The sequence below is a fragment of the Alsobacter sp. KACC 23698 genome (genome assembly GCF_045348435.1).
GTDB lineage: Bacteria > Pseudomonadota > Alphaproteobacteria > Rhizobiales > Beijerinckiaceae > Alsobacter.
The window spans coordinates 1,258,128-1,282,951 of record NZ_CP157484.1 but is presented as its reverse complement, the minus strand read 5'-3'; the positions used below and the strand labels follow the sequence as shown (position 1 = coordinate 1,282,951).

General features: G+C 62.2%; 19 protein-coding genes. 10 read left to right on the top strand and 9 right to left on the bottom strand.

Annotation, left to right across the window (positions count from 1 at the left end; genetic code table 11):
• Positions 1 to 352: 352 nt before the first annotated feature.
• Positions 353 to 1,177: a WecB/TagA/CpsF family glycosyltransferase gene (locus ABEG18_RS05910; protein ID WP_406857170.1), complete on the bottom strand. Its 825-nt coding sequence runs from the start codon at positions 1,175 to 1,177 to the stop codon at positions 353 to 355.
• A 1,561-nt stretch (positions 1,178 to 2,738) separates the two neighbouring features.
• On the opposite strand from ABEG18_RS05910, the gene ABEG18_RS05905 reads away from it, so the two are divergent.
• The 3 genes from ABEG18_RS05905 (at position 2,739) to ABEG18_RS05895 (ending at position 8,161) form a co-directional block, all read left to right on the top strand.
• On the top strand, positions 2,739 to 3,887 hold the full coding sequence (locus ABEG18_RS05905; protein WP_406857169.1) for an acyltransferase family protein: 1,149 nt from the start codon (positions 2,739 to 2,741) through the stop codon (positions 3,885 to 3,887).
• Between the two features lie 1,102 nt (positions 3,888 to 4,989).
• On the top strand, positions 4,990 to 5,526 hold the full coding sequence (locus ABEG18_RS05900) for a hypothetical protein (RefSeq protein ID WP_406857168.1): 537 nt from the start codon (positions 4,990 to 4,992) through the stop codon (positions 5,524 to 5,526).
• Positions 5,527 to 7,480: 1,954 nt separating this feature from the next.
• Positions 7,481 to 8,161, top strand: coding sequence for an exopolysaccharide biosynthesis polyprenyl glycosylphosphotransferase (locus ABEG18_RS05895; RefSeq protein WP_406857167.1), 681 nt, complete (start codon positions 7,481 to 7,483; stop codon positions 8,159 to 8,161).
• A 23-nt stretch (positions 8,162 to 8,184) separates the two neighbouring features.
• Here the strand turns inward: ABEG18_RS05895 and ABEG18_RS05890 are convergent, their stop codons facing one another.
• Positions 8,185 to 8,487: a hypothetical protein gene (locus ABEG18_RS05890; RefSeq protein ID WP_406857166.1), complete on the bottom strand. Its 303-nt coding sequence runs from the start codon at positions 8,485 to 8,487 to the stop codon at positions 8,185 to 8,187.
• 275 nt (positions 8,488 to 8,762) lie between these two features.
• Positions 8,763 to 9,317 (bottom strand): MucR family transcriptional regulator, encoded by a 555-nt coding sequence (locus tag ABEG18_RS05885; protein WP_406857165.1) that lies wholly within the window; start codon positions 9,315 to 9,317, stop codon positions 8,763 to 8,765.
• Positions 9,318 to 9,619: 302 nt separating this feature from the next.
• On the opposite strand from ABEG18_RS05885, the gene ABEG18_RS05880 reads away from it, so the two are divergent.
• The gene (locus tag ABEG18_RS05880) at positions 9,620 to 9,838 is read left to right on the top strand and encodes a hypothetical protein (RefSeq protein WP_406857164.1); all 219 of its coding nucleotides are present in this window, start codon (positions 9,620 to 9,622) and stop codon (positions 9,836 to 9,838) included.
• 375 nt (positions 9,839 to 10,213) lie between these two features.
• Here ABEG18_RS05880 and ABEG18_RS05875 read toward each other — a convergent pair whose 3' ends face one another.
• Positions 10,214 to 10,690 carry a hypothetical protein gene (locus ABEG18_RS05875; RefSeq protein WP_406857163.1) on the bottom strand — a complete coding sequence of 159 codons (477 nt, stop codon included), beginning with the start codon at positions 10,688 to 10,690 and terminating at the stop codon, positions 10,214 to 10,216.
• A 1,422-nt stretch (positions 10,691 to 12,112) separates the two neighbouring features.
• Between ABEG18_RS05875 and ABEG18_RS05870 the strand changes: the two genes are divergently transcribed.
• On the top strand, positions 12,113 to 12,256 hold the full coding sequence (locus ABEG18_RS05870; protein WP_406857162.1) for a hypothetical protein: 144 nt from the start codon (positions 12,113 to 12,115) through the stop codon (positions 12,254 to 12,256).
• Positions 12,257 to 12,507: 251 nt separating this feature from the next.
• Here ABEG18_RS05870 and ABEG18_RS05865 read toward each other — a convergent pair whose 3' ends face one another.
• The 3 genes from ABEG18_RS05865 to ABEG18_RS05855 all read right to left on the bottom strand — a co-directional run bounded on the left by ABEG18_RS05865 (position 12,508) and on the right by ABEG18_RS05855 (position 16,506).
• A complete protein-coding gene (locus tag ABEG18_RS05865; RefSeq protein ID WP_406857161.1) occupies positions 12,508 to 13,065 on the bottom strand; it encodes a hypothetical protein in 558 nt (185 codons plus the stop codon).
• Between the two features lie 852 nt (positions 13,066 to 13,917).
• Positions 13,918 to 15,858, bottom strand: a complete 1,941-nt coding sequence (locus ABEG18_RS05860) for an AI-2E family transporter (RefSeq protein WP_406857160.1) — start codon at positions 15,856 to 15,858, stop codon at positions 13,918 to 13,920.
• Positions 15,859 to 15,939: 81 nt separating this feature from the next.
• Positions 15,940 to 16,506, bottom strand: coding sequence for an alpha/beta fold hydrolase (locus tag ABEG18_RS05855; RefSeq protein ID WP_406858539.1), 567 nt, complete (start codon positions 16,504 to 16,506; stop codon positions 15,940 to 15,942).
• A 652-nt stretch (positions 16,507 to 17,158) separates the two neighbouring features.
• On the opposite strand from ABEG18_RS05855, the gene ABEG18_RS05850 reads away from it, so the two are divergent.
• On the top strand, positions 17,159 to 18,475 hold the full coding sequence (locus tag ABEG18_RS05850; protein WP_406857159.1) for a DUF4214 domain-containing protein: 1,317 nt from the start codon (positions 17,159 to 17,161) through the stop codon (positions 18,473 to 18,475).
• A 375-nt stretch (positions 18,476 to 18,850) separates the two neighbouring features.
• On the opposite strand, the gene ABEG18_RS05845 is transcribed toward ABEG18_RS05850, so the two are convergent.
• On the bottom strand, positions 18,851 to 19,279 hold the full coding sequence (locus tag ABEG18_RS05845) for a flagellar biosynthesis repressor FlbT (protein ID WP_406857158.1): 429 nt from the start codon (positions 19,277 to 19,279) through the stop codon (positions 18,851 to 18,853).
• 168 nt (positions 19,280 to 19,447) lie between these two features.
• On the opposite strand from ABEG18_RS05845, the gene ABEG18_RS05840 reads away from it, so the two are divergent.
• From ABEG18_RS05840 to ABEG18_RS05830, 3 genes are all read left to right on the top strand, one after another.
• The gene (locus ABEG18_RS05840) at positions 19,448 to 20,773 is read left to right on the top strand and encodes a flagellin (protein WP_406857157.1); all 1,326 of its coding nucleotides are present in this window, start codon (positions 19,448 to 19,450) and stop codon (positions 20,771 to 20,773) included.
• Between the two features lie 970 nt (positions 20,774 to 21,743).
• Positions 21,744 to 22,073, top strand: a complete 330-nt coding sequence (locus ABEG18_RS05835; RefSeq protein WP_406857156.1) for an ArsR/SmtB family transcription factor — start codon at positions 21,744 to 21,746, stop codon at positions 22,071 to 22,073.
• Positions 22,074 to 22,532 (top strand): SRPBCC domain-containing protein, encoded by a 459-nt coding sequence (locus ABEG18_RS05830; protein WP_406857155.1) that lies wholly within the window; start codon positions 22,074 to 22,076, stop codon positions 22,530 to 22,532.
• Between the two features lie 537 nt (positions 22,533 to 23,069).
• On the opposite strand, the gene ABEG18_RS05825 is transcribed toward ABEG18_RS05830, so the two are convergent.
• Complete coding sequence (locus ABEG18_RS05825; protein WP_406857154.1) at positions 23,070 to 23,450, bottom strand: nuclear transport factor 2 family protein; 381 nt, start codon at positions 23,448 to 23,450, stop codon at positions 23,070 to 23,072.
• Between the two features lie 366 nt (positions 23,451 to 23,816).
• Here ABEG18_RS05825 and ABEG18_RS05820 point away from each other — a divergent pair, with 366 nt between their 5' ends.
• Positions 23,817 to 24,812 carry a GlxA family transcriptional regulator gene (locus ABEG18_RS05820; RefSeq protein ID WP_406857153.1) on the top strand — a complete coding sequence of 332 codons (996 nt, stop codon included), beginning with the start codon at positions 23,817 to 23,819 and terminating at the stop codon, positions 24,810 to 24,812.
• The last annotated feature ends 12 nt before the right edge of the window (positions 24,813 to 24,824 follow it).

The following is a 24,824-nucleotide window of genomic DNA, read 5'->3' as shown; positions in this document are numbered from 1 at the left end:
CCGACAAACCCGGCGCGCAGACCACACGATGAAGCGCTTCTAGTAAGACACCCGTGGCCAGCTCAGCAAGCCCCTGTCAGACTTCGTCGCGGCCTACAACTACGCCCGTCGGCTCACGGCACTTCGCGGCCTGACGCCCTACGAAGCAATCTGCAAAGCCTGGGACGAAAGCACATCTCTGTTTACTGCCAATCCGCACTACCAATTGCCGGGAGCAAACATCTACTCGACCTCCGCCGCGCCGCGAATCAGTGTCGCGACCTAGGCGGTTTTCGGGAGCGCCGGCCGTGTTCGGTGCCTTGGATATCCGGCTCCCCAACCGTGACCAGCTCGGCGGGCCTCGGTCAGCTATCTACAATACAGATGAATGTCTCTGATGTCCTAAGGAAGCTCTGGTGTCAGCCATCGACCGATCGTGCATCTTAATGTGCATAATCGCAAAAGCAGCGAGCCAAAATGGTTCAATGCAATATCGAAAGAACAGTCGCCGAGGGCTGCACGCGAGTCTGTAGGCCCATTCGAATCCGATCCGTCCAATCCATCGGGGAACGACAGGCTGAGATCCTGCTAGAAGATCGAGGAAGCCACCACAAGGCATCAGGACCGGAACGTCAAGCGCCTCTTTATTCCTTTGTATCCATTTCTCTTGCCGAGGCATTCCCATCCCGACCAACAATATATCAGGCTTCCATTCTTTGACAGCCTTAAGTATTGAGCGTTGGTGTTCCCCTTCGAGGTCGCTCAAGTCAAAGTGCCCGTGGTATCCCGCAATCTGCAGTGATGGTTCCATATTTTTAATTTTGGCGACCCCGAGATTCAACGCTTCTTCCGTCGAGCCAACGTACATAAGGCGTTTTCCGTTTGCGGCCAAGTAACGAAAGATTATTGGCATAATATCGATATGGCCCATCCTCGACTCAGTTGTGACATTTTCGCCAAGCAACTTCGCAGCCCAGACGATAGGCATTCCATCGATGTGGACTAAAGTCGAACTGCACTTCCAGAGTTGAGACATTTCTGGATCACGAAGCGCACAGTACAGGCCATGCAGATTAATACTTGCTATTGTGACTTGCTCGCGGGTGTCGATAGCGTTTGCTATTATAGAGATAAGGCTCTTCGGAATAATTGGATCGACAGGCATGCCCAGCAGGTGAAACCGATTTGCTGCAACCATTGCGCCCACCCAGATCGCGGAACAAGACAGAGAGATTATTGGGTCGCATCAGTCCCGGCGCTTGTCAACGCAGGGTGAGCCTTAATCCGCCTAAAAACGACCTCCAATAATGAATTTAATGCGTTTGTCTGATAGATTTAGGTTTCCGTCTGATGGATTTATGCAAAATTTATTATTTATTGTGTGTTTGAATGTAGCGGCAGAAAACTCCGCTACTTTGGGGTACGGGCTTTTACTAATACAATCAACGCCACCGCACAAATCAGCGTTAACAGGCCCGTATATGCCCCCGCGGCCAACTGGGCGGCGCCACCTTCGTCTAAGTCGGCCACCATCATCACGTTCTCCGACCAGTGATAAAGCCGAGGAGACAGGCCGGCCAAGGCCTCCGCGCCGCAAGCGGCGAGCTACCCGCTCAAACCCGCGCGACCAGGCTGGGGGGCCTCGATCATCCGACCTCGACGAACTGCCCCAAATGTGAATAGGATCCGCGGAGAGAATGTCACTCTTAAGTTCCGGCTCAGCGCCTGGCGCTCTATGTACTGCGCCGCCTCCTCAGCGCTGCTCTCAACAGATCACGGCCAGAGCACGGCGCGCCTTACCTGCCGCTGGAGGCCGACGGACAATGCCCACATCAGGTGCTTGTACGGCAAGCTCCGGGGAGAATGCCTGAACGCTCAGCCGCGATGGGCAGGAGCCGCGGTCGGGTCGTCTTCATCCTCGATCGAAGGCGTCATCGCCCTGGTGCAATGGCCACGTTCGCCGCGAAGCGACCCTATTCTAGCAGGACCCGCCGCAGACGAGCGACGTCAAGCCGATCCGTCTTGGCGCGGCGACGGTCCCGTAACACAGCCACACTGCTCGCGTGGATGACGTGCGCCTCCGCGCCTTGGCGTCTAGCCACCGCACCAGCCAGAACCCATACCGCCCGGCCTCATATGCGATAACGAGGAGCTCGATGTCATGCCCACATTCCCGACACTCGTCGCGTCAACGATTTACAACCGAAAAGAGGCAGTCGGGATCAGGTTCGAGCTTCTTCAGCGGCTGACGTTGGACTCCGGGAAGCGAGCCGCCGACAGGCCAAGTGGATTGGCTCATCTCAATGACGACGACAAGCGTGCTCTCTTAAACGAAGGCCGCCGTCGCGCGGTTGGCCGTGAATGGATGCAGCATGGGCGTCTCCATCGTCTCGAAGGGCGCCAGCCTGCCATGGTCCGGTCCACGCCCCATAGCGTCTGGAAACCATCGCTCCTCCCGGCGATAATCCCACCGCCATCCTGCCCATCGCGGCGGCCTGACAGACTCGGCTCTGCCCGAGGACGCTGTACCGGCCAGGCCAGCTACACCACTCCGTGGGACACGACCCGCGGTCGCCTCCGAAACTCCGCCGTCGTGATCCCCTCGACCAAGGCATCCGTCAGGTCTCGCCTAAGGAGTGGGCCCGCATGAATCCTCAAGTGAGGTAGCTTGCCACTATGACAATGGGTGAATAAAATGCGGCGGCATCGTGAGGCGCGCTTCGGATCGTGATCTTTCATTTATTTTGGAGACCACCAAAATGACCCCGTGGTATACATCTGCTTTGAAGGACTCGTTAATAAGCAAAAGACTTTCGAGCGTTTTAGACCTGACACGTTGGGCCTCGGCAGTTCTCGTTTTACTGTACCATGTACGACTCAACGTAATAGTCCAAGAACCAATGATTCTAAATGAACTGCGCAGCGCATGGCTACATTGGTTTTATATCGTCACCGATTGCGGTGCCCAAGCAGTGATTTGCTTTTTTGTTCTGAGCGGTTTTTTAGTAGGGGGAAGTACCGTGATTGAAATACGCAAGGGAGTGTTCAATGTACAGCGCTATTTTATAAATCGAGCTTCAAGAATATACGTCGTACTGCTGCCGGCCCTTATCATTGGTTATGCGCTTGACGTCTATCGTGTATCCGCTCTTGGATTAAGCACTGCTGGCGGCGAGACCCCTGCTAGTTATCAGTCAACTACATTTCTGGCGAATATATTAAGCCTGCAGGGCTTCGTTTCCCCGACGCTGGGCAGTAATATCCCGCTTTGGAGTCTCGCGTTTGAAGTTTGGTTTTATATTCTTTGGCCGTTTTTGCTTTCTTTATTCTGGATGAATTCCAAGCGCATTGCAGTTATTATGTCAGTGGTGACAATTTTTACAATCGTTTTAATGATGGCAAAAAATCATAGCTTCGCAAGCAGCTTCATCATCTGGTTAATGGGGGCGTCCACCCGCGTATTGCGCATCAGGTTGATCGTCAAGCCTGTGTTAGCATGGTTGGTCGCTCTCTCAATCGCGATAATTTATCCGACAATGACCCCACTTTTTGGAATTTTTACAAGTCAAATACTTGGATTTACTATCTGCATTGCGCTGCTATCGACCCGCAACTCTCAAATGCAAACTCCGATTCCAGGGGCGGCAGAATACAAGCGTTTGGCCAATTACTCCTACAGCTTGTATCTTGTTCATGTGCCTATGCTACACTTCTTCCTCGCAATTACCAGCGGTCGGCGCTCGGTCGCGCTTGAACTCCAGCCAATTGGCTGGCAGCCGCTGGCCTGGGGCGCGTTAGTTTTGAGCGTGATTTTCGCGTACAGTTTCGTTTTCGGCCGGATATTCGAGCGGAATACGCCTCAAATGAAACGGATCCTTCAGCGAAGTTACCATTTCATTCGAAGATAATGCTGCAATCTGTCCACTGCCAAACCCCAATTCGCCGGCTGATGTGACCGGTAGCTTTCCCATGCGGCACGCTCAGGCGCTGGCCACGCGGGGCTCTTCCCCTGGCTCGGGTCATCTTGGTCGTCGCTAAGGTCCTCGTCGATGGAGACGAGCGCGCTTCAGCTCGAGATCCAGTTGGTCGTCAAACCAGGCCTGCCTGAGTCTCAGGATGTCCGGCCGGTCCTGTTGCGAGGCATGCGCCGGCTTTTTGAGTGTCAGCCCGTGGCGGCGAAAGAACCGCCAAAGCGTGCTGATCCCGGCAGCCACGCCCTCCTCGGCCAAGCCGGCCTTTCTCGACCAGAGCGATGTCGGGCTTGGTATCGACCAGCGCCAGGATCGTTGGGGCGCGGGCCTCGATCCGCGCGGTACGCCCGATCACCGCCGGGCGGCATCCGGACGGGGCCCTCCTTGCTCGCGAACCAGGCGGGGCGCAGATCGATTATGGGACGACCGTCGCATTCCAAAATCCCTACGCAACAGACCAATGAATTGACTCACCCGCGTCATTAGGCAAATAATATTCAGCTAAACAGGAGGGTTATCCATGGTAAGATATGTGAGATGCGCTGCCGCCGCGTTGGCCTCAATCGTCCTTGTTGGCCCTGTAGTGGCTGACCCAGGGGGTGTGCCGCACAATGGGAGCAACGGCATCGGCCGTCCCGGATCTGGTCACGGTGCACCGGGTCCGCTCGCGGCCACCGGACTGCCCATTCTTCTAATTGCAGGAGGATATGCGCTCTGGCGCAAGTATCGGTGCAAGACACCGCATTGATCAGCGTCAGCGAGACATGCGCATGTGGCAGTCCGGCATCTCAATCCAACGTCATGAACTGTGGCTTAGCCTTCTTGTGCTAGGCTATTTGAATGCTATCATTCCTCAAGTTGCCAGGACCATCTATGAGTTCGGGTTAGTATGGGCCTTGTTCGACAGTTTTGGCATTAGCGCGATTGTCTGGGCCGCGGTCACTTTTTCCTTCGTACTTATTTCCAAAGAATCTGGCCGGACCGTATCTGCTGGTGATCTTTGTGCCAGCATTGTTGTGGCTTTTTTTTTGTCTTTCCGATGGACTACCTGAGCTGGCTGGGGCTAACAGCGCTGTCGATACTTATCTTGTCGAGTTCACATCCAATGTCTCCTGGAAAGCGTGGCGCCTGGGTTTTGCTGGCTGCAACCTATCCCATGTTTTGGAGTAAGTTAATATTTTCGCTCTTTAGTGGGTATTTGTTGATCCTCGATGCGAGCCTTGTAAGTTCCCTGATGGGCCTGCCTCGGCAAGGGAATGTGATCACTCTCGCTGACGGTGTCTCTCATCTTTGGATCGCACCGGCCTGCTCATCCATGGCGAACGTGTCGCTTGTCGTTGTGTGTTGGACATTGTTCTGCCAAATTGGCCAACGTGGATTTCATGGGCAAGGTATCTGGTGCGTTGTGTGCTGCTGTTCAATCGTTGCGATCAACGTAATTCGGATTAGTTGCATCGGCTGGTATCCGGATCATTACGATCTCATCCATGGACCCATCGGCTCGTCGATCGTTAGCTGGCTGTTAGTCGGCGTGACTTTAACGATCGTAAAATATGGTATGTTACGTGCTCGGTAGGAGTTTCCTTGCACTGATGGTATTTATACTTTTGGCATCTGCCCTCTCGAAGGTGCATGCCATATATATCTTAGCATCTGCCGACTCTGTGTCGTATGACGACCTGGTCACAGGCCGGTTAAGGGAGTTGGTTCGCGAAGATGGATTTTTGGACCATGATGAGCTCGTCGATGACCTGCTTTTCGTGAGCGGCGAGTCTGATAAATGCCGTGTAATGTTGGCATCCATATCCGCGAATGGATGGCATCGAGATCTCATATTCAAAATTGCGGAATCATCTGATCATGTTCGTTTTTTCTATAACGGACAAGTTTTCAATGATCAGCCGCACTGGCAAACTTGGCTGGCGCAGAAATTTCATTCACTTCGAACGCTATCTTCGGGATCAGCCGTTCCAGTGATAGGCGCTGTGTTTCGCGCCGACTGCATCGTAGACGAGTCACGATGGGCATTGCGTTTGACTGGATCTGACGTCGATAATAGGTCGAACAAGACTCGGCGCCCGACTCTGAGGTCGGCAAGTTAGAATTGGCGGGCGACGATCAATGTCACTGACCAAGGGTGTTTAGCCGTCGACTTTGCGGAGGGTTTTCTTAAATCGACTGAGGCATTCTCGTTCGATCGAAAACTGTGGCGGAGCGGGAGTAGAGAGGCTCGCGCTAGTGGCGAATCTGAGTCACAAATGCCATGCGTCCCGCCATGACGGCGAAGAGCTGGCAGATTTCGTGCGGGCGGACGGGAGTACGAGTTGATCTGGGCTGGGCGGAGCATCCAGCAACAGTGACGCCGCACATTGGAAGACCACGATTTTCTCCATAGCCGAACACCTGGCCCGTCACGCTCCGAACCAATAGATTCAACTCCTGCGGCTTCGAATGCTTGCTGGATCTCAACGGGAGTGTTGGCTCGGCTAGCTGGAATACCCTGTTGGCGTTCTAAACGCTCGATCGTAGGCCTATTAATCTTAGTTTGAGCGGCTGTGTCCGCCGCGGTCCAACCGAGCGTCGCGCGGGCCGCCTAATCTGCGCACCAGTAATCACAATTTCGCCATTCCCGCAGCCGCCGTGGCCTCGACCTGGTGAATGCCCTGGTCGATCCCGCCGCGCCGACGCCGGAGGAGCGGCGCCACCTTAATGAAGCCGTCCATGTCGGCGGTGGCGCCGTGACGATCGTCAGCGGTTGCGGGCACGAGGTTGTGGCCATGCCGCACACGATGGCGGCGACGAGCTGGGAATTATCGTGCGGGCGAATGGGAGTCAACCTGGATTTAGGTAGGGCCGAGGATCCGGCCCCAGTGACGCTGAGCACGGCATCCCAAACCAGCGAGGCCTGTCGGCGGCTGACGCCGCGCCTCCTGGCAGGCTTGAGCCGCCTGCTGACGGACACCCAAAGGGGACGTTAACGCCTTTGACGGTGTCAGCGTCGCATTGAGGGGATCAAGCCGCGCGCCTCCGCGCTATCCCACCGTACGACATCGGACGCAGCCTTAACGTTGTTGCCTTATCGCCCCCCCCCCCGATTTCACGCGCCGGACATCCGCAGTTAAGTAATTTCACGGGTTGTCTTGATCTTGCATTAATTCTATTCGTCAGGGTCGATGCGTCTGGCTCCAATCGGTCCCATTTGACGTCTGCTCGCCTCAATGGCTTCGGTCACCGCGCGCCCCCGCAGAAAACGCCGGTACACCTTTTGCATTATAGGATTAGAACCGAAATTATGTTTCATTGTGCTCTTCGAGAGGACCGCATGCGCAAATCGAGATACAATCCTATGCGGACAAGCAATGGCAAGGTTTGTCCGCTAAATTGCGGCTTCCCTGGCTTGACGTTTAAAGTGCAGGCTTCGAGAAATCGGTTCTTTGCCGAATAATTAAGGGAAATGGCGCGTCTCGCTTCAGCATGGGGATCTATGCCGGCAAGCGTGCGTTTTTCTGTCGCAACAGCTAGGTTACGGTATGGGCTTCAACTTCCCCGACCCTCATGAGTTTCGAATGCGCGGAACTGCTGATGCCCTTAGTATCGATATGGTCGCAGACAGCGCCTGGCTTCTTTGGGCCAGCAAGCGCCTGTGCGACGTCGTGATCGCGGCGTTGGCTCTGCTCGTATTTGCCCCTGTGATGCTGGCCGTGGCCGCGGCCATTAAATGGGATTCACGAGGACCTGTGTTGTTTTGTCAAAACCGCTTGGGGCGACGAAACCGTCCCTTTCGGATTTACAAATTTCGGACGATGCACGTTCAAGACGATGGTCCTGTGGTCGTTCAGGCGACCCGCAATGATCCACGCGTGACCAGATTGGGGCGTCTTCTCCGCAAGTCCAGCCTCGATGAACTGCCTCAACTCTTCAATGTGATCCGCGGAGAGATGTCCCTTGTCGGCCCAAGGCCGCACGCTGTGGCTCACGACCAATTTTATGACATGGTGATCCCGGATTATTCAAAGCGTCGTCTTGTGACGCCCGGCCTGACCGGCTGGGCCCAAGTCAATGGAGCTCGTGGCGAAACGCCATCCGTCGAATCCATGGCGGAACGGGTTCAACTCGATTTGTGGTACGTGCGCAACTGCTCTTTGGCTCTGGATTGCAAGATCTTGCTGAAGACCTTCGTTGAGGTCCTCAACTCATCTCGAGCCTACTAGGAGAGTTTCCGCAAGAGACCGGCTTAGGCCTGGGATCGTCGGGACTTCCCGTCCTTGATCGTCACGAGCGTTTCTGTCCGGGACGCGTCTGCTTCTTTCAAGAGCGCGTCGCGCAGCGCGCCCACCATCGCATCGGCGTGCTCGTCGAGCGTCACAGTCCGATCACCGGCAGCCCTGCTGGCGATCAACGCGCCCGCTAGCAACGCGAAACCATTTCCGCCGAGTACGGCGCCGCCGAGGCCCCACAACGGCCCTCCCAGCATCCCGCCTGCTACGCCTCCGGCGAGCGCCCCGGCGATTGAAAGTAGAGCATACACAGCCGCCATCGCTGACCTCACGTTCGTCCCACCATCTGGGGCGAACGCTGTTAAGGATTGATTACGCGATCCGTTCTGAACCGTTGGATTTGTCCGATCAGCTTCTACTCGGACCGTCGGGTCGGCAGCGCCCCGATCACGGCCGATTGTTCGACGACGGCGGGGCCGCCCACCACGGACGCATTCTGACTCGCTGGCCGGCGAGACTTGAGGCGACCGACGGCGGCAGCTCGGCCGCTGCGTGGGCGGGGATGAGATCTCGACCTCCACGGCCCCGTGCGCTCTCATCGTTCGCCGGCGCTGGGGACCTCCGGCTCGTCCATCGACGCCGCGGGTTCGCTGGAGCGTGGGATGTCGCTGTCCTGATCGGCCTGAGCCGGCGCACTGGACGCCTGCCGCGGCTCTGCTTCGAGCTCACGCTCCGATTGCACGCCTCGCTTGCGCCGGCGCGACTGCCCGAGGCCCGACGACTTGGCGAGCTGAGCGCGCAACGCGGCGTAATTCGGAGCCACCATGGGGTAGTCCCTTGGAAGGCCCCACCTCTCCCGGTACTGAGCCGGCGTGAGGTGATATTTGGTCGCAAGATGCCGCTTGAGCGACGTGAACTTTCGGCCGTCTTCTGAACAGACGATGGCGTTCGGTGTGACGGACCTTTTCACCGGCACCGCCGGCCTGCGTTCGGACACGGGGGGCTCGATCTCGCCCGCACGGGCCGCCGCCAGAGCCCCGTGAACGGCGATGATCAAATCGGGAACGTCGCTTGCTGCGACTGGGTTGTTGGCGACATAGGCCGATACGATGTCCGCCACGTATTCGACGTCCGCCTTGTTGTCATTCATGGCAAATGGGAACCTCACTCTCGAAACAACTTTTTCGCGTTGCTGTCTTCGCCACCGATAATCGCGACACATGTCTTGAGTTTCTAGCTATATTGTTGGCGATCGGCCCTACCGAGGAATTAACACCATCGAGTTAAACCGATTGCTTATTAAAGGGCTGCTCCGGCGTGTTTGACAAGTATGACTCTCCGGCTCCGCCGCGGCTCGCAACATCCATTTCGGCCAGGTGGGCCGGCGAGCAATGAGGGGATGCTGATGGCGCCCATCTTGCCACTGTCATGGAAGGTGACCCCGAGGTGCTCATGAGCAGTCATGTTGAGACGAGAAGCGTTCCGAATCACGACGGCGAAAGCTCGAAAGAAGTCGCGAAGGAGCCCAGCCTTGGAGCTGCGCATCCCGAGGGCGAAAGAGGGTCTGGCTCGGCGGGAACAAAGATGATCGTCGGCGCTGCGCTGCTGCTCACGGCGAGTTGGGCGGCGTTTCTCGGCTGGATCTTGGTCAAGATGATGCAGTTCCTCTGACCCGCGAACGTTCTTATGCGCAGACCGGAGGGCTCCCTGCGTTTCGCCGGGCGACCAATTCGGTCGCGGGGCCGCGATGCACAGATTCGAGCGCTCAACGGCCTGCGCCAGAGCCGCTGGGTCCTGGGGCTTTAGCGGCAGCGTGACGCCTTCCGCGGTCGCTCAAGATGCCGCCGCGCTCGAGCCGCTCATGAGCACCATCCACGGGCCGCCGTAGCCGGCGGCGAGGCGCCAGATGACGGCCTTTCGTGTGTCCGGGCCTGACCGGATCCATGGCTCCATTCAGTCTTGAGCGGAGCACGATAGACGCGTCATCTCTCGATCGCATGCAGCGCTGATGACGTGGCGGAGCCGGCGCAGCCCCGTTGCGCAACGTCAGCGCGCCCGGTTTCGTGCTCGCGCGCCAATTTGCGGGGGGCTTGCTGGATCCTCAGGAATTGGTCGTCCCGCCAGCCACCAGCGCCGACTTCCCTGGAATGACACACTCACGAAATCAGAGGCCTGCGACAGGCTCGAGGAGACGGAACTGACCGTGGTGTGGGCGCCTAATCCGTGCAGCTTGTCGACGATCTGGCTGGTGCTGAGCGGCCCGCTCTCCTCCAACAGCTTTCGCGCCCAGTCGCGGACACCGTGCGTGCGGTTCGCCTTAGGCTCAGCCGCTTCGGCCTCTTCGATGGCGAGAATGGCGTTTTCGAGCGCGACATAGACTCGAAAATCGGCGACGTCCTGCAACAGCCGCGCCCTGAGCTCATCGCGCAAAGACCGCAAGACGCTCAATGGGCGTTGCGGCGCCTTCGTATGCGTCCCTTCGGAAACTGATTCCTTGCGACGGTGTTCTTCTTCAGTCTGCATCACTGGTTCCGAGTTCCGCGTTCCGAGCTCCGCGTCGCGATCTTAGGAAGGTTCGTACCACGACATTGCTTTCGAACGATTGATTTAATCGTCTCATACAATTGCAAAACCTAAAACACCGGTGGTGAGCACGGGACGAGTAGTCCTTTTGTATGAATAGGACCTGTGTGGATTCCATGGTTGAAAATGGGGGGTCACGGGGAAGGTCCATGCTGTCAGTTGAATTTCTAAGCGACGAAGCGTTGATGCTGTTGATCGTCAGCGCGCTTCGGGAGGCTCACCAACGCGGTCTGACGAGCGTCGCTTCTGGCGACCTCCACGACGACGACTGGGACCCGGCCCACGCGACGGATCCGCGCTCCCCGCTCTGGCCTCGCCGAGAGGACGACCCTGTTCGCTGAACCGGCGCAACCTTCTAGTTCAGACCGTTCGCGACTCTTTGGGCCGAATCTTTCGGCAGTTTGAGCGCGAAGGGTCGTCATGATCAAGGGAAACTGTGTCACAGGGCGTTGACGGCGGGGCGCGTCGCGCGCCGGGCTGAAAAAGGGCTCGCCCTGCGCAGGTGCTCAGCTCGGATCACCTGGGGCGAGCGTCGGGATTGCGCCGGAGACGTCCAGGGTTGCGCCCGCCGCATTCAGCCCTGAAGCGACCGCCGACCTTGAGCGAGGCCGAACAAGCTACGTCAGCGCCGCGCGAAACCGGCCGAGCGGATCGAGGCTCGCCCTGGCTTGGTTCCGGCGCCTCCGACAGGGCTAAGTTGCGGGCTGCCCCGTTGCCAAGGAGCCCCCCCTCATCGACCTGCACGCCTTTCGGCAATGGGCGATTCACGCCGCCCAATGGTCGGCCGATTACCTCGCCGGCCTGCGATCCCGGCCGGTGCGGGCCCAGACCGCCCCCGGCTCCATCTACACCGCCCTGCCGGCGAGCCCCCTTCGGAGGGGGAGAGCATGAAGTTGAACTTCGCCAGTCTCGCAGCGCATGATCTGCCCGAGATGACGCAATGGCAACATCCGCGCTTGTTCGCCTAAGCGCCCCGCCCCCTCCCCCGTCGCCACGCCCTTTGGAGGACGGTCTGGGCGTGGCGGGGATCGGCGCAGCCTTTCTCATGTGGTCGTCCTCGCAGCGCGCCACGGCGCCCGAGGGGATCGAGCCGGCCGCCGCGTCGACGAGGCTGCTCTGCAGCCGCAGGCGCGTTCTCACCGCAGCCTCGATCTGGTCACGGCCCTGTTAGATCCGGCCGCGACGACGCGCTAGGAGCGACGCCGCCTCGACGAGGCTTTCCATGTCGGCGACGGGGCGGCGCCGATCGCCAGCGGCTGCAGCGAGACGGTGGCGATGCCGGTGGCGGCGGCGGCGCGGCAGTGGACGCTCTCCTGCGCCCGGCTCGGGGGGCCGGTTGATTTCGGCTCCCCGGAGGATGCGATGACGCTGCGGCTCGCGTCGGCGGCACAGTCGGCGGAGGCCTGCCGAACGCTGACGCCGCGGGTCACGGCGGCGCTGGGGCGCGTGCTGGAGAGGCCGGCGACGCTGCAGGCCGCCGCGCCGGTCCTCACCCGAGCGTCGTGAGCGCGGGGGCCTGTCTGCCGACTGCGCGAGGTCAAGCGCCGCGTCTGATCATGGACTGCAGCTGCTACGCCACGCTACGCGCGGATGCGGATCCGTGGTGGGCGCAAGCGCGGCTTCGACCCGCCCGGCGCGCTGCCTGCGCAGCCCATGACGAGATTGACGACTGCGCCGGGTGCGGGCATCCCACCGCACGCGCCCGCAGCCTAGTGAGTTGCAAGACTGGGCTGACCCGCCGCAAGCCAGCCCCCATCTTATTTGACCGGCAGCATCAGGTGCTCATAAGGCGTCCCCGCCCACATCACATAGGGCTTGGTCGGGTCGGCCTTGGGCGAACGGGGGTAGCTCTGGATCATCGACTTGGCTTCGGCCCCCACGATCATGACGTGAGACCCGGTCTTGATCCAATTGTTGTCAGGCGTTTCACCGGTGGCATAGGGATCCGTGTTGCTCGCGCCGTTGTCGCCGCGAAGCATGTAGATGAATCCAAGCCTCTGCGGCGCCGGTCCTTTCGTCATGTAGGCCTTGCCCCACTCCATCCCGCCGGCGTCAGCGCACATCGGATCGGTTCCGCTTGGGTCCATGCAGGTCCAACCGTTGTTGCCCTCGCGGACCACCTTCATGGTCCCGTCCGGCGCCATGTTGAGGACCGTGGCCCCGGCGAAAACGCTCGCCGGCGCGGCATCCTTGAGAAGGTTCAGCAACTCCTCGTCGGAGACGTGTTTGTGTTGGGACAGGGCTGAGGCTCCCGTCCAGGAACTCACCGCCACGGCGATCGCTGCCGCAGCGCGCCAGTTTCTGCACCTGTTCATAGCGCTCTCCCAGGGTTGAGGTCTCGGCGTCTCAGCGGACCGTGCCCGCTCGCATATTATACCTCCGAAACAGACCGTCGCTGCGGAACGCAGTGGCTCGGAATGTGGCGAAAGTTGGCCATGGCCGCCATGATCATGAATGACCAGGGGCCATTGCGGAACGCCGGCCCGCCCGCCTCGCCGTCCGCCGTCATGACTTGACCTTGGGGCCCTTGCATCCCGGCCCAAGACGTCCGCGTTTTGCGGCCTTTCCGCGCCGCGCATGCGGCTACTGCTTCACGCCCAGTCTTCGAGACTGAGCAGGGCCATGTGCTCTTGCTTCTTCGGGCGGACAACCGGCCGGGAGCGCGCATTAGCGGCCACGCGTATGGTCCTCTCGCGATAACGGCCAGCGCCGTCGAGACATGACTGAGCTCGAATGCCGGCCAGTAGTCGTCGACCACATCGAAATCGGCGTAGACGGACCGCGCCGGCCGGAACCCGCTCAGCCTCGTCCGCCCCCCACCTGACAATGAGATCCAAGCGCGAGACGGCGCTGGAGCGGATCTCGCCCGTCCTCAGCCCGGCGAGGTCCCATTGCCAGTCATCGGTCACCCGCAAGTTGACCCTCGTTCCCTCTCCTTTGCGGGCGGAAAAGCGTCGCAGTTCGTCCGCGAACAGGGTCCAGTCCTGATGGCCGCGCGCTCATCGCCTGCATGCGCGCTTTCACGGCGCAGGCTGAGGATTGACCGCGGCCAGCGCGCTCTAGCCATCTTCTCCGCGGGAGGGCCGGGGCTGCTGTCTGAGCGACGGACGTCAGGATCCCTTCCAGATGGGCAGACCCGCCTGCACGGCCCTGTCAGGCTAATTCCATCAAACCTTCGCCAGAACCGGTCGGTCCGCCGCTTCGTGCGTCCGCGACTGCGCGACCGAGACGCAGGCTGCGCAGGCCTTCCGGAAATCAGCAGCCGAGAGATCCGCTTTCGTCGCCGCCTGCAGGGCGGTCGCGATTTGGGGCTCCTCGCCGAGAACGGCGATCATGATCGTCAGACTATGTTGCTTCCGGCGAAGCCGTTTCACCAAGTTGCGAAGGTGGGCCTCGTGGCGGGCCCCCACGCTCACCAAACACACCATCGCGGTTTGACTGAGGTCCAGTTGCAGGATGTTGGTGGTCGTCAACACCTCCACGCCTGTGGCCCTGGCGCCGAGCCCGTGCTTGGTCAGGAGATCCGCCAACACGATCGCCGCCGCTTCGTCCACCGCCGTCTTTCCCGCCACGCACAGCACAGGGCAGGTCGCAGTCCAACGTCCGGTCAGACTGTCTGGCGCCAGCACTGGCGTGTCGTCAGCACGTGATCCGCCGGCTGTCACTTCGAGGGCTGCAACCGTTTCCGGAGAAGGCTCCTCGTGCAGGTTGGGCGGTTCGACCTCTTGCTGCAGATCGCTCACGAGGTCGACCATCGCCGACCGCACCACTTCGGCGCGCTCCGGGGTGAGTGAGCCGCCTGACAGGTCCGCTTGCGCAAGACCTAACGCTTTCAGAACGATGCCATCGTAGTAGTCAGCATAGCTGCGCTCTTTGAGAAATTCTTCGGCCTGCTCCACCGCCTCTGACGTGTCGGCAACCAGCAGCCTTTGATACAGCATCTCCCACGGCTCCAGAGCCGGACGGTCTCCCAGAAGGACGTCGATCAGTGAGAGCCGTTCAATGTGCCGCCCGAGCACCACCAGGCAGACCGTGAGGGGCGTCGCCAAGACTAGTCCGATCGGCCCCCATAGCAGGGTCCAGAACGCCGCCGCGAGCACCACCGCCACGGGCGACAGGCCAGTGCTCTGGCCGAGCAGCACGGGCTCCACGCCGTGGCCCACGACCGGCTCCACCACCAGGAACAAGAGCCCCGTCAGGATCAGCATGCTCCATCCGGGATCAACCGCGGCTGCGAGCGCCAAAGGAAACGCCGCCGAAATGGCGGCTCCGATATAGGGAACGAAACGCAAGATCGCGGCGAGAATGGCCCACAGAGCGTAGCTCGGCACGCCGATGGCCCATAAGCCCACGCCGATAATCAGCCCAAACGCGCTGTTGATCCCCAGCTGGGCCAGGAAAAGCTTGCTGAGCCGGAGCGCCGCATCGTCCAATGCCGCAGTTGTTCTTTGAATATCATGAGAGCCACCGAGCTTGATGAGCTTGTTTCTTAAGTCCTCACGCTGCACCAGGATGAACATCACAAACACGATGATCAGGCCGGTCGTGGCGAGCGGATGGAGCAAGGGGGAGATCAGGCTTGAGAGGCTCTCCAGCGGCCCTGGCGCGGGAGCGCTAACCACGACGTGAATGGGTTTTCCCGCGGCGTCAGCCGCGGTCGGGATGGGAGCGCCAAGGGCGGGCTTTTCGAGCTCCTTTCCCAGGCTCTGCAACATGTCCGCGGCGCGCTCAAGCGTGCCGTCCCCTGCTGACGCGCCCCTCAGCGACTGCACCTTTGAGCGGATCGTCGATTCGTAGCGCGGCAGTTCCGCCGCCAGTTGCGTGAGCTGGCGCCCCATCAGGGTGCCAACCCCAAAAAGAGCCGCAAACGCGATCGTCACGACCAGCATGACGGCCAGTCCGCGCGGCGAGCCAAACCGTTGGAGGAGGCGGACGAGCGGCGCTAAGACAAAACTCAAGAGCAGCGCGAGCGACAAAGGCACGAACAGGTCGCGGCCGAGAAACAGGCTGGCGACGATCACCACTGCGATGAAGGTGGCAGAGGCTGCCCCAACGAGCGATTGGCCTTCGTGCTCCGGCAGCAAGGATTTGCCGATGTTCGTCATCATCCACCCCGCAGAGCGCTGCCGGCGCGATCACGCCTTCCCCGAAGAGCTTGCAGCTTGCTGGACCGAGCAGAAAGCTTTTATTCAGGCTGTGTGGAATCCTCGCCGGCGAACTGACCCGGCGCGCGGCCCTACCTCCCACCGCCCGGAGAACGCCAAGACCAGCCGGACTCTGTCGCCGCTGCGGACGCGGAGGCGCCGCCGTCCAGGCCTGCCCGCCAGCCCCCCTCCCGCTGACGGCTCACAGCTGCCGCAGAGGACGCGGCATTTGGGATCTACGCCGACGTCGACGTCGACTTCGCTGGTCCTCCCGCCCCGGCGCCGCACCCGCCCTCGGCGCTTCGCTACCGGGCCACGCGGGAATTTGGCGAATGCGCCATAGAGCACCAACGAGACGCACCGATCGGGGTGGGTTGCGGCGAACAGACAGGCGAGTGAGCCGCCTTCGGACACACCCAGCAAGACGGCGCGTCGCGATTGCGCCGCGTCCATCACAGCCCTGGCGTCGTCCATCCGTTCGTCCAGGCCCGGCAACGCCGACGAGCGGTCCGACAATCCGGTCCCGCGCTTGTCGAAGGCGATGACGCGGGCGAAGCGCGCCAGGCGTTTCAGCCAATGCGAGGCGCTTGGATTTTCCCAGCTTTCCTCCACGTTGGAGATGAAGCCAGGAACGATCACGAGGTCGACTGGCCCGCTCCCGAACACCTGATAGATCTTCGCCGATCTCGATCGGGTGATCCTGTGCCGTGGAGCGCGGCCGTGACCAACCCGGCAAAGCCCCGGCCCCTGCAGAGGCCGCTACGGCGTCGTCCGACGACCGGTATCCCGTCCGTTGAACTTCGCCCTTCCGTTGAACTTCGCTGGCCCGGTGCGCACGCCGTTCTCGCTTGTGCGTTAGTCTGGCAGGCCATTGTTACTGCGCGCCGGATGTCGAACGCGTTCCCCGAGGCGCTGGACACGGCAATCCAGTCGAGCTCATTGGACCACGCAGAGCCATGATGGCGCGTCAGCGCAAGCCATTCTGGGCGCCCGCGGAGACCACCATCGCGCCATTCGTTGAACGCGAGCGCGCAGTGCTGAAACACGGCGACGGCCGAACAGACGCATCGAAAAAGCCGCGCGCCTCGCCGATTTAGAGCTGGGCCTTTGCGTCGGCCGGCGGCCGTCACGCTAACCTCTCGGCCATGGGCAGAACGCCGCAGTGGCAAGCGATGACGACACCATCCTGCCGACGCAGGGCAGACGGGACGCCGGCTCCAGTTCATGCAATCCTGAAGCGACTTCAGCCTGCCGGGAGCGGACCATGTCCATCAATGGAACGATCACGTTCAACAATGCTGTGGGCGAAACTCCGGATATCCTGAATCTCCTCACCATCGACATCAATTCGGCATTGGCGACGTGGTCGTCGCTGCTGGCCGGAAACGCCAGCCTCAAACTGAACGTCGAACTGCTCAATTCCATACCGTCGGGCCGAGCGGACGGGGCGCCTGCGAATGTTGTCCCGATCAGCACCGGAGCAGTCACCGTCGTTGAGGGCACGGCGGCTCACGAACTAAGGACTGGACTCGACACAGTCGGCGCTTTGCCCGACATCAATATCCGAATCCAAGATTCATTCCTCAAAAACGTGCTGTTCCTCGATCCTACGCCAGACGATGCGTCCGACATCCCCTCCCAGCGCGGCGACTTCGTCACGACCATCATCCACGAAATCGCGCACGGGTTAGGATTTTCAGGCTACTTTGGCTCGACAGTCGCCGGATCTTATCAATCACCTTTCGATCAATATATCTCCAATTCAGGCGGAAGTCAGTACTTCACGGGCCCGAACGCTGTATCGGTCTATGGAGGTCCTGTTCCTCTGACCAACGGGAACATGTATCATCTCGGCAATCCTAGTCCCGGCGCGGGCTCTAACCTGCTCGGCGACATGATGAATGGCGTCTCGTATACTGCTGGACTGCGCTATCTGCCCAGCCAGTTGGATCTCGCGATGTTGGCGGATCTTGGGATCGCCACTACCCGGTCCGATCGGCTGGGTTTACCCTTGAGCGGGTCACACGTCGATGGGGGCGCAGGGCTGGACACCATTGTGTTCGGGGCCTCCTCCACGGCTTACTCGGTCAAGCCGAATAGCGTGGGGTTCAGCCTTGGCGGGCCGAACGGGTACACCGCCGATGTGGTGCAAGTGGAGCGGTTGCTGTTCACGGACCAACTCGTCGCGCTAGACACGGCTGGCGATGCCGGCCAGGGATTCCGCCTGTACCAAGCGGCTTTCAATCGCACACCGGACAAGTCGGGTCTGTCATACTGGGTGGACGCACTCGACCGGGGCGCCTCCCTTCACGACGTCGCAACCGGGTTCGTCGCATCGGCTGAGTTCAAGGCCGTTTACGGGGCCTCCCCAAGCAGCGGGGAGATCGTCGACCGCTTTTACCACAACGTCCTCGGACGAGCCGGGGAGCAAAGCGGAACTGACTATTGGGTTGGACTGCTTCAGAAGGGTACAAGTGCGGCCGACATCCTGGCGAGCTTTTCGGAAAGCGCTGAGAATGTGGCCAAGGTCGCTCCCTTAATCAGCAGCGGCATTTCTCTCGATGCTGGACTGTTCGCATAGCACGACGCGCCTGGACCGGGCACGCTGTGCCGCAGAGACGGCACCTCAGGCCGCATCCCGCCAGTAACGACAGAGCCCGCCACCGGGTGCTTCGTGACGGGGTCCTGCCGACTACCTCACCATGTCTGGTGCACGAGCCATGCGAGGTGCGCCGTGACCAAAGCCATCGGTGGGAGAGAGGCTCAGTCGCCCCAGCGGCCTGCCGCGCGCTGACACCGCGGGTCACGGCAACGCTGGGACTTGTGTTGACCGCGCCGGCATCGCTGCAATCCGCCGGGTCGCTTCTGAGCCGCGCGCCGTGAGCGTGACGGTCCGTTTTGCAAACTGACCGGGGGCCGGTCAGCGCAGCGCGGTCGCATGGCTGCATGCGGATGGTCAGCCGCTCTGGCAGCCACTCTGGCTCGCGGGCTCACGTGGCGCGGAACCTTGAGACTCAGGCGGCGACGACGGCGCCTTGATCAGGGCGCGAGCGAGTTTGAGCGCCTTATAGAGTTGCTGGTCGACCACGAGCGCGGAGATCTGCGCGATCTGGGCTCGGGCTGACGGCGCCTGCTTCACGAGATCGCGGGTCGAGGCCATCAGCTCGGGCGCGGCCGCGTCTGACCCGGACAGATACATCTCCTGAAGTGCGACATAGATCCGTTCGGCGGGGCTTCGCGCCGCATGCGGCGGCAAGTAGTCACGCTGCTTGAGGATCGGCAGCAGCCCGTCAATGACCAGCCGCGTCCGATCGCCCGCATTGGTGACGACCGCTCGCCCGACATGGATCACTTCCTGGGCTGCAAGTTCCAATAAAAACGGCACAGATCACCTACCTCATATCGCGGTCGTTACACTGCATTGCTTTGGCTTAACGAGCGGTGAACCAAGGCGTCAGCGAAATTCGCCTGTTAACGGCTCGTTAGGCCGCCCTGGATGAGATGGCCGTGCTCCCAAGTAGCGGAGCGCTCTAGACACCAGAAGGTGCTCATCATGGTTGCTATCTCGACCGGCGTTCGCAACGCCCTCTCCTCCCTCCAGTCCGTGCAGTCTCAGTCCCAGGTCGCCCAGCAGCACCTGGCCACGGGCAGGAAGGTGAATTCGGCGGTCGACAACGCCGTTAACTACTTCACCGCCGCTGGCCTGAACGATCGCTCCAGCCAGCTCTCGGGCCTGCTGGACGGCATGTCCAATGCGGTGCAGACCATCAACGCCGCCTCCAAAGGCATCGACGGCATCACCAAGCTGGTCCAGTCGCTCCAGTCCACGCTGAAGCAGGCCCAGGCCGATGCCGCCACCAATCGTCCTACTAAGAGCGGCACTGCATTGACCGCGGCCGGCGACAAGAACGGCGCGCTGAGCGTCAAGGACGTGGTGCTGAACAAGGCGCTCGGCGGCGCGGCTGCCGTGACGGCTGACTACACCGCCAATCCGCAAGTGGCCGGCGACCTCGGCGGCAACTTCGGCGCCAACACCGCGCTCAGCATCTCGGCTACGGACTCCACCGGCAACGTGACGAGCTTCGTGTCGACCTCGCTGACCGCGACCTCGACCGTTCGTGACCTCGTCAATGAGGTCAACAAGTCGGGCATCGCCACCGCCAGCGTCGACGACACCGGCAAGCTGGTCGTGACCGGTACGGGCTCGGGCACTCTCAAGGTCGGCCTGGGCACCGGCTCCGGGGCCGCTACGGCCCTCAGCAACGCCCAGTCGGCCACGCTCAATAGTAACGCCACCATCGGGCTTGCCCTCACGGACGCCTCCGCAGGCATCTCGGCGAGCAGCAACTCGACGGTGCGATCCAACCTGGTCAAGCAGTTCAATGATCTGCGCGACCAGGTCGACCAGATGGCCAAGGACGCCGGCTTCAACGGCACGAACCTGCTCGACGGCAACAAGCTGTCGGTCGTGTTCAACGAGAAGACCGGTTCCGCCCAGAACAAGATGGACGTTCAGGGCCAGACGGTCACCTCCGCCAATCTCGGCATCCAGCAGATGTCGAACGGCGCCTCCGCCGGCAAGACCAACATCCAGGACGACACCTCGCTGCAGGCGGCGTCAGACGGTCTCACCAGCGCGCTGTCGAGCCTGCGCGGCATGGCCTCCACCTTCGGTTCCAACCTGTCGGTGGTCCAGGCTCGTCAGGACTTCACCAAGTCCATGATCGACACGCTGAGCACCGGCGCCGACAACCTCGTCAACGCCGACCAGAACCAGGAGGCCGCCACGCTCCTCGCATTGCAGACGCGCCAGCAGCTCTCGCAGACTTCGCTGTCGCTCTCCAACCAGGCGGACCAGGGCATCCTGCGCCTGTTCTGATCCAGAACGGATCCAACTCGAAACCATCAGGCGGGGCGCAAGCCCCGCCTTTTTCGTGCGTCCGCGCCCGCACCGCCTGTCAGGGCTTGCTCGGCGCCTCAGGGCGCGAGGTCGGAGGACGCTGGACGCCGCGACCAAAACTCGGCGCGGGCGAGGATTGCTGGCGGGATCCCGACGACCGGCGCTCATCCAGGCGCGCACGGACGGCGCAGCCGTCTTCGTTCTCAGCGACCAACCGCGCCCGACCCATCGTCAGCCCATCTTCGGGGCGGCGGCCTGCATGGATGGTCGGGCGCCGATCTCGCTCCACCCATGCTGGCGCCCGGGATGGCTCGCCCGCTCTTGTCGTGATCAGGCCTGGGCCCCGTCAGCCGTCGCCGAGCCGCGCGCACGCAGCCGCATGGGTGACGGACGTCCGCTGGCGCGTCGCTTGCGCAGGACGTGGCGAAGTGGCCCGGAGGCGCATAGGAGCACGCGTTTTGAGACGAGCGGCGTTCTGAACGGAGACAGACACAGGGCGTCGCCCGTCGTTTCGGCGCCAAGCTCGGACGCGGGAGACCGCGCCGGAGCGCCACGAGCCGAGCGTTCGCCGACGAAGCTGATCCTCGGCTCTGCGGTTCTCTTGACCGTGAGTTGGGCGGCGTTTCTCGGCTGGATCTTGGTCAAGATGATGCAGTTCCTCTGACCCGCAGACGTTCTTTCGTCGAGGCGCCGCGCGCCCGGGGGCCCAAGGCGGCGCGTCTACGCCCTCTCGGCGATTAAACGGATCGGCCGTTGCGCGGCGGCGCCTCGCCTGCGGCGGCGAGAGCCCGCGCCGCAACGCCGATGGCTGCGTCGGCGCCCCTCCCCCCTTGCTCGCCGGCGAAACGCTCGCGATTGCGCACGGGGCTAGGAGCCGACGCCACGCCTGCGTGGACGGCCGCAAGGCCGCCCCCTTGACCGACGCATTTCTTTGCGGATATATAACCGTATGGCTATTGATTTGGACCAGGCCTTCGCCGCGCTGAGCGACCCGACTCGACGCGCCATCCTCGCCCGTCTGGCGAGGGGGGAAGCGACCGTGGGAGAACTGGGGGCGCCGTTCCGGCTGTCGCAGCCGGCGATCTCCAAGCATCTGCGCGTGCTGGAGCGCGCCGGGCTCATCGAACAGGGCCGAGACGCTCAGCGCCGTCCGCGACGGCTGCGGCTCGACGCCCTTAAGGACGTCGCGGCTTGGGCCGAACCGTTCCGCGTTTTGTGGGAACGACGGTTCGATAATCTTGAGCAGCATCTTGCAAACGACAGCACGGAGATCACGTGAATGATGGCGATGGACCAGGCTTCGGCCAGCTTCACTCTCGACGAGGCCACCCACACGCTGCGCTTCGCGCGCGATCTGCGCGCAGCGCCCGTGCGCGTCTTTGAAGCCTGGACGCAGCCGGAACAGCTCGCGCGATGGTGGGACCCCACGGGGGAAAGGCTCGCGGTCTGCGAGATCGATCTGCGGCCCGGCGGCGCCTTCCGCTTCGTCTCGGCCCACCATCCAGACCGGCCCTTCACCGGGCGCTATCACACCATCGCCCCGCCGGCGCTGCTGGTCTTCTCGGCGAATGGCGCGACCGGCAAGGTGATGCTGGCGGAACGGCCGGGCGGGACGCGCATGACCGTCGAGATCGTCTGCAGCTCGGCCGATCACCTGGCGCAGTTCGTGGCGATGGGCGTCGCCGCAGGCACCAGCAAGACGCTGGACAACCTCGAACGGTTGTTCAGCACGCCGTAGGCGAAGCGCCATCTTCACCCTGGTGTTTGCAGCGAGTGGTGCTGGACCGCCGTCCGCGGGGTCGGGCGCAAAGCGAGCGACGGCTGGTGCGCTGCTCTTCTCCCGTGCCCTGTCCTGCGGCCAGCTCGGGCCGCTCCGTCGATTTCGGGCAATCGGAGGATGCGGCCAGCTTGCGGCTCGCGTCGGCGCCTCAGTCGGCTGAGGCTTGCCGCACGGTGACGCCGCGTGTCACGGCGGCGCTGCGCGCGTGTTGGCAGCGCCGGCATCGCTGCACTCCGCCGGGTCACTTCTCAGCCGCGCCCCGTGAGCGTGACGACAAGTCCACTGCCTGAGCGAGATCGGATCGTCGGCTCGTTTGAGGGCCTCAAGGAGGGACGCGCTGCTCAGGCCGCCTCCCGAGAACGCCATGTCCGCCGCCCCACGCCGTCTACTCTGTTAAGCCTTCTTCGGGACGCCCTGTCGGCCGGGATCGCTGCCGCAGGCGCCGTACGCGCCACGGCGCGGCTCCTCACCGGCTGCTCCGTCCTGCGGCCGGTCTTACGTCCGCTGCTTGCGGAAGGAGTTTTTGACGCTGATCTTGCCGTCTTCGAAGGTAAACACGTCGCAGCCGAGCATGTCGGCGCGCCGACCATCGGGCCCGGTGCCGGTGAACCGCCACTCCGACAGGCCACGATCTCCCGCAACGACATGGCGGGGCTCGTTCCAGCGGGCGTCAGGGAAAGCGGCGAAGACCGCGTCGATTCCGGCCCTGACGGCGCTCGCTCCCCGATAGCGGGTCCCCTCGACGTCCGGGCCCCGGCTCGCCTGGAACACGCAGTCCTCGGTCATCATCGCCAGGATCGCGTCCGTGTCGTGCCGGTTCCAGGCGTCGGCGAAGGCGTCGAGGAAGTCTGTCGTCACCTGACCTGGCTTGTTCATCGGGGTCGCTCCAGAGGCGGCCCCCGAGGATGCACGCTCCTGCGGCGGACGCCAAGCGGAGGCCGCAGCGGCGCGGCGTGCTGGAGGCGGCGTCGCTGCAGGCCGCCGATTCAGTTTGCGACCAGGCGCTCTGCCGGGGCGCGGTCGGCATCGGGGGCCGAGCGCCCGCGGCGCGGCGCGTGAGCGTGGGTCCAGCAGCCGGCGGGGCGGCCCAGGCCGCGCCGCCTCACATCGGCCTTTCGCAAAGGACGTGCAACGCCTCTCCCGACCCCAGTATGGTCGGCGCTATGAGCATTCTCTCGGCGTTCGATCGTGCGGTAGTGAGATCGGCGTGCTGCGAATGGTCGCCTTAGCCGGGTGGTCGCGATGCCTCGTTCTGAAAGCGGCTCTCTCCCCGAACCGGTCCGGGTGGCGTTCCTGCTGACGCCGGGCTTCAGCTTCTTCACCCTGAGCTGCGCCATCGAGGCGTTCCGGGTGGCGAACGAGCATACGGGCGCAAATCGCTTCGAGTATATGACGGTCGCCGCCGGCGATGAACTGTTGGTCCGGTCCTGGGATGGGCTGCGCCTCACGGCGGACTGGCGCATGGCCGATTGCCCGCCCGTTCGCATGATCTTCGTCATCGCCAGCCTGCAGGCGGCGGAGTTCTTCACCGCTGAGGCGGCGCGCTGGCTGCGCCGGCGCGCCTATGCGGGCACGATCATCGCGGCTCCGGGGTCCGGGACGGTGTTCGCCGCCAAGGCCGGCCTTCTCGACGGCTACGCGTGCGTGACCCATTGGCGGCTCCATGACGAGTTCAAGGAGCGGTTTCCCCGGGTGCGCCTGCAAACCGGTCTGTATCTGATCGATCGGGACCGCTTGACCTCCGGCGGCGGCCTGGCGACCTACGATCTCGCCCTCGCGATCGTGGCCGGCGAACTGGGCGCCGCGGCGGCGGCGGACATCGCCGACCAGATGCTGCACGCGCGCATCCGACAACCGGCGGAAAGCCCCCGCATGGCGTTGCCGCTGCGCTATGGGATCACCGACGAGCGGGTCGCGACCGCCCTCGCGGCCATGGAAGGCGCCATAGAACAGCCCCTCGGCCTGGCCGAACTGGCGGCCCGCGCCGGGTCCTCGCCCCGCCAGTTGCAGCGCCTCTTCGTCACCACCCTGGGGCAGACCCCGCATCAGGTCTACCTCTCCGTCCGGCTCAGGGTGGCGCGGCAGCTGCTCCAGCAATCGACGTTGTCGATCGCCGACATCGCCCTGCGGTGCGGCTTCGTCGATGCGTCCCATTTCGCCAAACGCTACCGGACCCACTTCCGTCAGACCCCTCACACAACGCGCCGCCACCCTGAGGCCGACACCCACATGACGTGATCATACCGAGCG